General features: G+C 45.3%; 9 protein-coding genes. 3 read left to right on the top strand and 6 right to left on the bottom strand.

All coding sequences use genetic code 11. The features are described 5' to 3' along the window. Positions 1-2: 2 nt before the first annotated feature. Both F8C82_RS05570 and F8C82_RS05565 read left to right on the top strand, forming a co-directional pair. Complete coding sequence (locus F8C82_RS05570) at positions 3-203, top strand: heavy-metal-associated domain-containing protein (RefSeq protein ID WP_151692560.1); 201 nt, start codon at positions 3-5, stop codon at positions 201-203. A gap of 106 nt (positions 204-309) precedes the next feature. After that, the gene (locus F8C82_RS05565) at positions 310-2,541 is read left to right on the top strand and encodes a heavy metal translocating P-type ATPase (RefSeq protein WP_151692559.1); all 2,232 of its coding nucleotides are present in this window, start codon (positions 310-312) and stop codon (positions 2,539-2,541) included. 76 nt (positions 2,542-2,617) lie between these two features. On the opposite strand, the gene F8C82_RS05560 is transcribed toward F8C82_RS05565, so the two are convergent. Together F8C82_RS05560 and F8C82_RS05555 are read right to left on the bottom strand one after the other, a co-directional pair. Further along, a complete protein-coding gene (locus F8C82_RS05560) occupies positions 2,618-3,346 on the bottom strand; it encodes a glycosyltransferase family 2 protein (protein WP_151692558.1) in 729 nt (242 codons plus the stop codon). A 44-nt stretch (positions 3,347-3,390) separates the two neighbouring features. Continuing rightward, positions 3,391-5,223, bottom strand: a complete 1,833-nt coding sequence (locus tag F8C82_RS05555) for a phospholipid carrier-dependent glycosyltransferase (protein WP_151692557.1) — start codon at positions 5,221-5,223, stop codon at positions 3,391-3,393. A gap of 125 nt (positions 5,224-5,348) precedes the next feature. Between F8C82_RS05555 and hutH the strand changes: the two genes are divergently transcribed. Continuing rightward, positions 5,349-6,857: a histidine ammonia-lyase gene (gene hutH / locus F8C82_RS05550; protein WP_151692556.1), complete on the top strand. Its 1,509-nt coding sequence runs from the start codon at positions 5,349-5,351 to the stop codon at positions 6,855-6,857. Here the strand turns inward: hutH and F8C82_RS05545 are convergent. Genes F8C82_RS05545 through tsaD form a run of 4 tightly spaced genes read right to left on the bottom strand, consistent with a single transcriptional unit; the run spans position 6,854 to position 10,005 of the window. Next, entirely contained in the window at positions 6,854-7,567 is a 714-nt protein-coding gene (locus F8C82_RS05545) for an RsmE family RNA methyltransferase (protein ID WP_151692555.1), read from the bottom strand. The genes hutH and F8C82_RS05545 overlap by 4 nt on opposite strands. Further along, on the bottom strand, positions 7,567-8,478 hold the full coding sequence (gene rimK / locus F8C82_RS05540; protein WP_151692554.1) for a 30S ribosomal protein S6--L-glutamate ligase: 912 nt from the start codon (positions 8,476-8,478) through the stop codon (positions 7,567-7,569). The genes F8C82_RS05545 and rimK overlap by 1 nt, the downstream gene beginning before the upstream one ends. Next, entirely contained in the window at positions 8,475-8,927 is a 453-nt protein-coding gene (locus tag F8C82_RS05535; protein WP_151692553.1) for an ATP-dependent zinc protease family protein, read from the bottom strand. The genes rimK and F8C82_RS05535 overlap by 4 nt, the downstream gene beginning before the upstream one ends. A gap of 58 nt (positions 8,928-8,985) precedes the next feature. After that, positions 8,986-10,005 (bottom strand): tRNA (adenosine(37)-N6)-threonylcarbamoyltransferase complex transferase subunit TsaD, encoded by a 1,020-nt coding sequence (tsaD, locus tag F8C82_RS05530; RefSeq protein WP_151692552.1) that lies wholly within the window; start codon positions 10,003-10,005, stop codon positions 8,986-8,988. Positions 10,006-10,076: the final 71 nt, after the last annotated feature.

Genomic DNA, 10,076 nt, shown 5'->3' with positions numbered 1-10,076 from the left:
GAATGAAAGCTAAATATTCCGTTAGCGGTATGAAATGTACCGGATGTCAAGATGCAGTGATCAAGGCATTGGAATCTGTAAACGGTGTTCTTGGAGTAAACGTGAATCTCCAAGATGCGACCGCAGAGATAGAATCTCAAACTGAAATTGATGAAAGTGTACTTCGCAATGCTGTAAAGAACGCGGGTTACGAACTTCAATAAGGATTAATAATATTGATGAAAGGCACGAGACGATTGAATTAAACAATCTCTCGTGCCTTTCTGTTTTTCTTTATAGAACTTAGTAGAGAACAACGAAACACCTAATATGAGTACTTCAAAGACTTTGCCCGTTTCTGGTATGAGCTGTGCCGCTTGCGCAGTGAACGTAGAAAAGGCGTTGAAGTCATCCAAAGGAATTGTTTCTGCCAATGTGAATTTTGCGAATCATACCGCACAGGTAGAATACGATGATTCAGCGACGCTAGATGACCTCCGCAAATCGGTTCAAGATGTGGGATATGACCTTATCATTCCCGAAGATTCAGACAAGGGAGCAGAAGAGGTTTACGATACCGTTCGTCAGCTTCAAGAAGATCACTACAAAGAGCTAAAAACCAAGACGATTGGATCTTTGATCTTCTCGGTTCCTGTTTTTGCTCTGAGCATGTTGATTCCGAAACAATCGTGGTCCAATATGGCCATGATGATTTTGACGATCCCTGTGCTTTTCTGGTTTGGACGTTCCTTCTTCGTCAATGCTTGGAAGCAAGCTCAGCACCTTTATGCAAACATGGATACCTTGGTGGCTGTAAGTACAGGTGTTGCCTTCGTTTTCTCAGCTGTCAATACGTTGATGCCCGAGTGGCTAGAGAGCAGGGGAATGGAGCCCCATGTTTACTTTGAAGCAGCTGCCGTTATCGTTTCCTTTATTTTAATTGGAAAACTACTCGAATCAAGGGCTACTTCTCAAACTTCCGATGCCATTAAAGGACTGATGGACTTACAACCCGATGAAGTGGTTGTGGTGGAAGGTGAGGCCGAGATTATCGTCGCCGTTAAGAATGTTATGGTGGGCGACCTCCTTCGCGTAAAACCGGGAGGAAGAATTGCGGTAGATGGATATGTGGAAGCAGGCGAGAGTTATGTAGATGAATCCATGCTTACAGGCGAGCCTGTGCCCGTTGCTAAATTTGAAGGGGAACGCGTTGTAGCGGGAACCATTAACCAGAAGGGAACGCTTACCTATCGCGCATCTGAAGTGGGGTCGGAAACAGTATTGGCCAGAATTGTTCAGCGTGTGCGCGAAGCGCAAGGTAGTAAAGCACCTGTTCAACGCCTGGTGGATAAGATTGCAGGAATATTCGTTCCTGTGGTTCTAGGCTTGGCCATTATCACTTTTGCAGTATGGGCCTTTAGTGGTGCCGAAGACGCTGTAATTAGAGGAATGCTTGCTGCGATTACAGTCTTGGTTATCGCTTGCCCATGTGCACTTGGTTTGGCCACTCCAACCGCGATCATGGCGGGGGTAGGTGCCGGTGCGCGTCATGGCATCTTGATTCGCGATGCAGAGTCATTGGAGAAAGGTCATCGTGTTACTGATGTCGTTCTCGATAAAACGGGTACCATTACGCATGGTCACCCTTCCGTAAAGGAAGTATTAAAGGTTCATTCAAATATTCACTGGAGCACATTGGAAGCCATTGAACAGCTTTCAGAACATCCCTTGGCCTCAGCCATAGTCGGATGGCTTCGCAATGAGCATCAACCGGATACAGATAAACCCGATTTGCATGGTTTTGAAAGTGTTACGGGAGCTGGTGCCATCGCAAAAGTGGATGATTTCGTTTACCGCGTGGGTAAGCCAAGCTGGCTGATTCAAGAAGGGGTAGAGTGGACGGATGAAGCAGAAGCATGGACCGTAGTTCAAGGAGAGTACGGAAGATCTGTTGTTGCATTTTCTAAGGATCAAACCTTGGAAGCACTTTTCAGCATTTCAGATACCATCAAGGAGGAAGCTTTTGAGGCCGTTCGCCAACTCAATAACAAGGGAATTACCGTTCACTTGCTCACTGGAGATCACATGGCTACTGCAACTGCTGTTGCTAGAGAGGTTGGGATCGATCACGTGAAAGCTGAAGTCACTCCAGATGAGAAATACGAGTACGTAGAGGCGTTGCAGCATTCTGGTAAACATGTGGCAATGGTAGGAGATGGTGTGAATGATGCACAAGCTCTTGCACTGGCAGATGTGTCTATTGCAATGGGTGGAGGTACAGAGATTGCCATGGATACCGCTAGAATCACTTTGATGAGAGATAATTTAAGCGGTGTTCCAGATGCATTGCGCCTCTCTCGAGCAACGGTCAATACCATTCGCCAGAATCTGTTCTGGGCGTTCATTTACAACTTGATCGGGATTCCTATTGCTGCGGGGGTATTGTATCCCGCGTATGGATTCATGCTCAATCCAATGATTGCAGGTGCCGCTATGGGGCTCTCATCTGTCTCTGTGGTAACCAACAGCTTGAGGTTGCGGACCGTATTCAAATCGAAATAGAGAAATTACAACTTCATAAAAAAAGAGCGAGTGGGAAATCCTACTCGCTCTTTTTTATGGAATGCTATGGTTTTCTCTATTTTGAGAAAACGTTGTACTTCACTATACAGTAGATGGCTCTAAAGCCGTCTTTCCAGTTGATTTTCTTTCCTTCTTCAAAGGTTCTGCCGTAGTAGGAAATACCTACTTCATAGATTCGAACTTTTGGAATACGAGCGATTTTCGCCGTCACTTCAGGTTCAAACCCAAATCGCTTTTCCTTCAAGTTCAGATTTTGAACCATATCCGTACGGAAAAGCTTGTAGCACGTTTCCATATCCGTTAAGTTCAAATTCGTGAGCATATTCGATAGGAAGGTGAGCATCTTATTTCCAATGCTGTGCCAGAAGAATAGAATTCGGTGTGGGTTTCCTCCCATAAAGCGAGATCCATAGACCACGTCTGCATCACCATTTAAAATAGGCTTGAGCAAGTCGATGTACTCGTTTGGATCGTATTCCAAATCGGCATCTTGGATGAGGGTATACTCACCCGAAGCTTTTGCAATACCCGTGTGAAGAGCAGCCCCTTTACCCATATTCACTTCGTGCTTGTGATATTGGATGTTGAGATCTGGATTGTTCTTCTGATAGCGCAAGATGGCTTCTTCGGTATCATCCTTGGAACAGTCGTTCACAATAATGAGCTCTTTCTCAATATTGTTGGGAAGTTCAACGGCTTTAACTCTGTCTAGAATAAAGTGAATGGTAGGCCCTTCGTTGTAGGCAGGGATTACGATAGACAGTTTCTTAAAGTCTGAAATCATGCTTGCGCTGTAATATAGGTTCCGAAAATACGATTTGCTCTGGCTTATTCAGTTCGAAGCGTATCTCCGTTTGCTGTTAGGGTGAAGTGCGTTTCTGCCAATGTATCGTTGGTCCATAATCCGTGGATAGAGGTTCCATCTTTCAACGTCAGAACGCCTTCGCCTTCTTTCTTATTATTTTGCCAATGGCCGTCAAAGATACGACCATCAGGGAAACGGTAAAGCCCTTTTCCATTCTTCACTTGAACTTGTCCATTTTCATGAGGACCACCCCACTCACCTTCGTAACCTCTATCGTTGTGATATTCTAAGAGGTAGGTGTGTAAGTCACCGGTTTGGAAGTGCTGAACTTGTGTGAATTTCTCCAAATTTGCCTGAATGAAAGGCACTAGATATCGACCTTCATCTGCAAATCCCATGGCATCTACAATTACGTGTGTAACACCATTGGAATCGAGGGCTGCACGCATTTCGTTGTAGTCAAATGTCGCTGGGAATTTTGTGGTTTTCCGATGTCCGTTGATGTAGAACAAGCCAGGCTTTCTATTCAGTACAATGGCATCTTTGGGAAGATAGGCATCGGCGTACTCAGACATTCGGATAAAATCGGCATACTTGGGAGGAAATTCTCCATCGGTTTTCTCAGCCTCTGCCTTAACTCCTTTCACAAAGAACAATCCCAAGAAGATGTAGGCAATGGGGTTGAGTTTGGAATCTATATTGATTTTCTGAAGGATGGCTTGAACACCGAGAACTGCCGCAAAAATCATAAATGGAATGATGGTGAGAATAAAACGCGTTCCAAACCATACATAAGGCCATAATAGAAGAATGGTAGCCGAACCAATCAGATAGAATGCTACGAAGCTTCGATATTTCTTCATGTTATAAACGCCTAGCACCATTAGAATAAACAGGATGATTCCGATCATTAGGAAGCCTTGGGAAACGTGGTCTTCTGTGATTTCTACTCCCGTTAATTCACGCATGTAGTATTGATATTCCACGGTTTTATTCGGAAAGAAGGAACGCGGAATTTCAACTTCAAAATATCGAGTGATATTGTAGGTGAGGCGGGTGATAAAATCGCCAAACGTCGCCATGCCATCTTCGGGACGGTACGGATTAACTTGTAGAAGTTGATTGAGGTAGGAGCTGCCTCCCAGAGACTGACCGCGCAAGAACCAAGGAAGTCCAAGCAGTCCAAATCCAATAGAGAACACACCAAACTTTAGCCATTTACGGTTCACGAGTAGGTAGAGAACGAGTCCACCTATGAGTGCAATACCCGCTGTTCGAATGTGAAAACTGAACGAGGCTACCGCCAACATGACCCAAAAGCGCCAATCTTTGAGGAAGTGGTCGTTTCGCTCAGAGAGCATGAAGAGGAGGAGCGTGAGGGATCCAAAGAACAGGTAGGGAATCTCACTCATCATAATACTGCTGTATTCGAGTAAGTTTCCATTGAGCAACACGAGTGCGGCAATGACAAATGCCAGTTTTCTGTTCTCTAATAGAATTTCAAAAATTCTAAAACTAATGAGAATAGTTCCCAAAAAGAATAAGCCACTAACAAACTTCAAGAACACAATCTTCTTGCTAATTAGCATGAAAAAAGCGAGAAGAACAGGGTAACCCGGAGGGAAGTGGTTGTTGGGAACCATGTTGGTGTTGTGGATATTGGTGTATCCTTCACTACTCGAAAGAGCATCTCCTAAGATGTAATAAACGGCATTGTCGCCACCCAAGTTGAGCTTCGTATTGAATACAATGGCGTAGATAATTGCCCATAGCAAGGTGAGGATGATGTATGGAAACCACTTGTTTTCCCAGATCGATTTCCCGGCTTTGGGTTCTGCTTTTTTAGATTGGGCCATAATGTTCTTTCAGTTGGAAAGTCGAAAGTATGAATTCTTCTCACATCCACACAAGGTAAGAATGTAAGAGTGGGGCAGTAGGGATACCATTTAACCTTTTACCTTTGTCGCAAATTTCTACACCCATGAGAGAATCGTTTGCTATCGGCTCTGAGCCGTTATCAATTCCCCTTATTGAGCGAATCTTGCTTGAAGAAATGGCATTGGAACTCACAAATGGTGCCATCGAAAGAATTGAGAAGGCGAGAGCCTACCTAGATGAAAAGATGGCGGTTGACGCCGACCCGATTTACGGAATCAATACCGGCTTTGGCTCACTTTACAATGTGACCATCTCCAAAGACGATTTGTCTAAGCTTCAAGAGAACCTCGTGATGAGTCACGCTTGTGGTATGGGTGAAGAGGTTCCAAGCGACATCGTTCGCATCATGCTTTTGTTGAAGATACAGAGCTTAAGCTATGGATATTCAGGAGCTCAACTTTCCACAGTAAAGCGCCTCATTGATTTCTATAATGAAGATGTTCTACCTGTAGTTTACCAACAAGGATCGCTCGGTGCTTCTGGTGATTTGGCACCTTTGGCGCACTTAGCCCTACCACTTCTGGGTAAAGGTGAAGTAATGTATCAAGGTGATCGTATGCCGGCTGCAGAAGCATTAGCGGCTCTGGGTATGGAACCCATTGTGTTGCAAAGTAAAGAAGGCTTGGCACTCTTGAATGGAACGCAGTTCATGGCGGCCTATGGCACTTGGGAGCTCATCCAAGCGCATAAACTACTTTATGTAGCCGACTTGGTGGGGGCCTTGAGTTTAGAGGCTTACGATGGTCGCCCAGAACCATTTGATGAAAGAGTACATCTCATTCGTCCTCATAGTGGCCAGTTGAAAACCGCACAAAATATTCGCGACTTTCTTGAGGGAAGTGAGTTGATCAAGCGCGTAAAAACGCATGTTCAAGATCCGTATTCTTTCCGCTGTATGCCACAGGTACACGGCGCGTCAAAAGATGCCATTCGCTATGTGACGGATGTGCTAACAACGGAAATCAATTCTGCAACCGATAACCCCAATGTGTTCCCAGAAGACAATGCGATTATCTCAGCGGGAAATTTCCACGGACAACCACTCGCTCTGGCGTTAGATCACCTAGCAATTGCTATGGCCGAAATTGGAAACATCTCTGAACGTCGTGTTTACCAGTTGATTGGCGGTAAGCGAGGTTTACCACCGTTCTTGGTTGCTCAACCGGGTTTGAACAGCGGATTCATGATTCCTCAGTATACAGCCGCAAGTATTGTTTCGCAATCGAAGCAGTTGTGCTCTCCGGCATCGGTAGACAGCATTGAATCATCGAATGGTCAGGAAGACCATGTAAGCATGGGGGCAAATGCCGCCACAAAAGCTTACCGCGTGATAGAGAATACCGAGAGAGTTTTGGCAATTGAATGTATGAATGCCTCGCAAGCCTTGGCATTTAGAGAAGAGAAAACCAGTGAGTTTCTATCTTCATTTGTGGAGATGTTCCGAAGTGAAGTTCCCTTTGTTGAAGTGGATAGAATACTTCACAACGATATTGTTGCGGCTACAGAATTCATTCAGGGACTTCAATTTGACCCTGAATTGATTTACGCTTAATGCGATTTTAATTGATGGATGAGATTGGCAGCTTGCACAGCTGTCAATCCCGCCGTCTCCGTGCGAAGACGCTGATCTCCGAGGGTGATTGGTACTACACCAGCCGATGTAGCCATTGAGAATTCATCAGCAGAAAAATCCCCTTCCGGACCAATGATGACACATGCACTAGGTCCATTCGTCATGAGTTCTGAAACGAGGAGTTTCTTTTCTCCTTCTCCGCAGTAACCGATGTATGTGGGATCCGGTCTCTTTTCGACAATGAAGTCCGTGAACTTCGTGAGAGGGTCCAACTGAGGAAGGGTTCCTTTTAAGCTTTGTTTACAGGCACTGAGCAATATCTTTTCCAATCGCTCTAGCTTCAAGACTTTTCGTTCGGAGTGAAAGCTGAGAAGAGGAGTAATGCGCGTAATTCCAATTTCTACAGCTTTTTCTATGAGCCATTCCAATCGATCCATGTGCTTTGTGGGCGCTATGGCGAGGTGAAATTGGTAGGGAACCGGATTCCAGTCGTTCACCTCTTCTTCAATGCGAATGGTACAGTGTTTCTGGTGATCATTCGAGATAGGACCTGAGTACAAGTTGCCGGCACCATCCATTACGTGAATGATGTCGCCGGCCGACTTCCTCAACACTTTGATCGCATGTTTGCTCTCGTCCGCAGTAAGCGCTGCGGAGTTCCCATCCTTATGACCGTAGAAGAGTTGCATTAGGCACCCACTTTATCTTTTTTGTGACCAGGAGATTTGGTGTAGTTATCCTCTACATATTTGATGATCTCGCTCGCCACATCAATGTTCGTTGTGGTTTCTACACCACGCAATCCCGGAGATGAATTAACTTCAAGAATGAGCGGTCCGCGTGCACTCTGAAGCATGTCGACACCCGCTACATGCAGGCCTAGAGCACGAGCAGCCTTTACCGCCATGTCCTTTTCTGCTTTCTTCAGCTTGATAGGGGTTCCCGATCCTCCTCGGTGGATATTACTTCTAAATTCGCCTTCTTTTCCTTGACGCTTGTAAGCGGCTACCACTTTTCCGCCCACTACAATCGCACGAATATCCGCTCCACCTGCTTCTTCAATGAATTCTTGAACTAGGATGTTTGCATTGAGACCGTAGAAAGCCTCAATTACACTCTTTGCCGCTTTTCGCGTTTCGGCGAGTACCACACCCAAACCTTGTGTTCCTTCCAATAATTTCACGATGAGAGGAGCACCACCAACTTGTTTAATCAGTGATTCTACATCATTTGGCTGTTTGGCAAAGGCCGTTTTCGGTATACCTACACCGTGCTTGGCCAAAATCTGCGTTGCTCTGAGTTTGTCTCTAGATCTACCTAAAGCCAAACTGCTTACCGTGGTAAATACCTGACGCATTTCAAATTGACGAATCATCGCGCTACCGTAGTAGGTTACAGAAGCACCGATGCGCGGGATAATGGCATCCACCTCTTGAATGACATGGTCACCATAGTAGATGTTCAAATTTCCCGACTCCATGACTACATACGTTCTCGTGTGATTAATTACACTAACGTTGTGTCCTCTGGCTTCAGCGGCCTCAACGAGGCGGCGCGTGCTGTATAAGTTCTTGTTGGCGGAGAGAATGACTAAATTCATCGGGAAGTTTTTGCTTTTTGTTTGGCAGATAGATTGGATTTGGCGACATCAACGATGAATCGGTTTTTCAGCAAGCTTCTTCCTATCAGAATAGGGAAGAGCATTTTCTCTCTATCGGCTAATGTAAATTCTGTGGTGTAGGTTTCTCCAAAGAGCACTACTTGAGTGGTTAGGCTAAAGCGCGTTTGTTCCTGACCAAAACTGTTTTTTATTTTGCGTTCGCGGAAATCAGTCGTGTGGTAGAACTCTCCTTGGTATTGTGGGTGTTTCTTGTCTAAAAGCTTGAAGTAGAGATGTTCAACTCCATCTCTTTCTACTAGTTTCACACTGTGACAGTGCAAAGCGGAGATGGCGGCACCCGTATCAATCTTACATCCCAAATCGAACATGTCGAACTCCGGCAAGTCAATTTGGTCAATGCGACCTATAATTGTGGATTTGGCTTTCATATTCGCCTAGACGTTTCGTCAAACTTATAAAACGTGAGTAGACTTCTGATTAAGTCTCTTATAAATTAATTCGAGCAGAGGCAGAAATACTCAAATCTGCAACGTGACCTTCTTTCCACTTGTAGTATCCTGCAATGGCAATCATCGCTGCATTATCGGTAGTGAATTCAAAAGGAGGTAAGAACAGTTCCCATTTTCGCTTCTCAGCCAGTTCGCTCAATCGATTGCGAAGACCTTTATTCGCTGAAACCCCGCCGGCTATCGCAATGCGATGGATACCCGTGTCTTTTGATGCAGCCACCAATTTCTTCATCAGAATTTCGATGATAGTGTGTTGTACGCTGGCGCAGATATCATCAATGTTCTTTTGAATGAAGTCAGGTTCTTTTGCCACCGCCTTTTGCAAGGTGTATAGCACGCTGGTTTTCAATCCACTAAAGCTGAAGTTGTATCCTTCTAGTGAAGGACGAGAAAAGGCAAAGGCATTGGGATTACCCAACGCCGCTCTGCGATCAATTTCTGGTCCGCCAGGATAGGACAGACCAAGGAGTTTCGCAGTTTTGTCAAAGGCTTCTCCTGCAGCATCGTCTAGCGTTTCTCCCATCACTTCAAAATCAGAAGGAGAATTCACTTTTACAATCTGGGTATGGCCGCCGCTTACGGTTAAGCACAAAAAGGGAAATTCTGGATTTTTAACGCCCTCTGCTTCAATGAGGTGAGCGAGAACATGAGCCCTCATGTGGTGGACATCAATCAGCGGTATGGAGAGAGCTAAACTGAGTGATTTGGCAAAACTGGTTCCTACTAATAGAGAACCTAGGAGTCCAGGGCCCGCTGTAAAAGCAATGGCTGACAGATCTGCTGCGGTGATTCCCGCCTCCGTGAGAGCGCTGTTCACCACGGGAACAATGTGAGCTTGATGCGCTCTACTGGCCAATTCTGGAACTACACCACCGTACTCTTCGTGCACTTTCTGACTGGCTACAACGTTGGAGAGTATGCGTCTCTCTGACAACACTGCTGCAGCCGTATCATCACAAGAGGATTCGATGGCAAGTATGTATTCCTTTTTTGGCATGGTGCAAATGTAGATATTCAACGTTGGATGTGTATAGTACTTGGGAGGCTCAAATCAATTTCGGATCGATA

Origin of the sequence: Phaeocystidibacter marisrubri (assembly GCF_008933165.1) — a bacterium.
In the GTDB taxonomy this organism is placed as follows: Bacteria; Bacteroidota; Bacteroidia; order Flavobacteriales; family Schleiferiaceae; genus Phaeocystidibacter; species Phaeocystidibacter marisrubri.
The sequence above is the reverse complement of the archived record's forward strand: the minus strand, read 5'-3'. Positions and strand labels throughout refer to the sequence as shown.

What these genes read in the sequence shown, in the direction of transcription:
- F8C82_RS05570 (WP_151692560.1), top strand. Translation starts at nt 3, where the DNA reads ATGAAAGCTAAATATTCCGTTAGCGGTATGAAATGTACCGGATGTCAA.
- F8C82_RS05565 (WP_151692559.1), top strand. Translation starts at nt 310, where the DNA reads ATGAGTACTTCAAAGACTTTGCCCGTTTCTGGTATGAGCTGTGCCGCT.
- F8C82_RS05560 (WP_151692558.1), bottom strand. Translation starts at nt 3,346, where the DNA reads ATGATTTCAGACTTTAAGAAACTGTCTATCGTAATCCCTGCCTACAAC.
- F8C82_RS05555 (WP_151692557.1), bottom strand. Translation starts at nt 5,223, where the DNA reads ATGGCCCAATCTAAAAAAGCAGAACCCAAAGCCGGGAAATCGATCTGG.
- hutH (WP_151692556.1), top strand. Translation starts at nt 5,349, where the DNA reads ATGAGAGAATCGTTTGCTATCGGCTCTGAGCCGTTATCAATTCCCCTT.
- F8C82_RS05545 (WP_151692555.1), bottom strand. Translation starts at nt 7,567, where the DNA reads ATGCAACTCTTCTACGGTCATAAGGATGGGAACTCCGCAGCGCTTACT.
- rimK (WP_151692554.1), bottom strand. Translation starts at nt 8,478, where the DNA reads ATGAATTTAGTCATTCTCTCCGCCAACAAGAACTTATACAGCACGCGC.
- F8C82_RS05535 (WP_151692553.1), bottom strand. Translation starts at nt 8,927, where the DNA reads ATGAAAGCCAAATCCACAATTATAGGTCGCATTGACCAAATTGACTTG.
- tsaD (WP_151692552.1), bottom strand. Translation starts at nt 10,005, where the DNA reads ATGCCAAAAAAGGAATACATACTTGCCATCGAATCCTCTTGTGATGAT.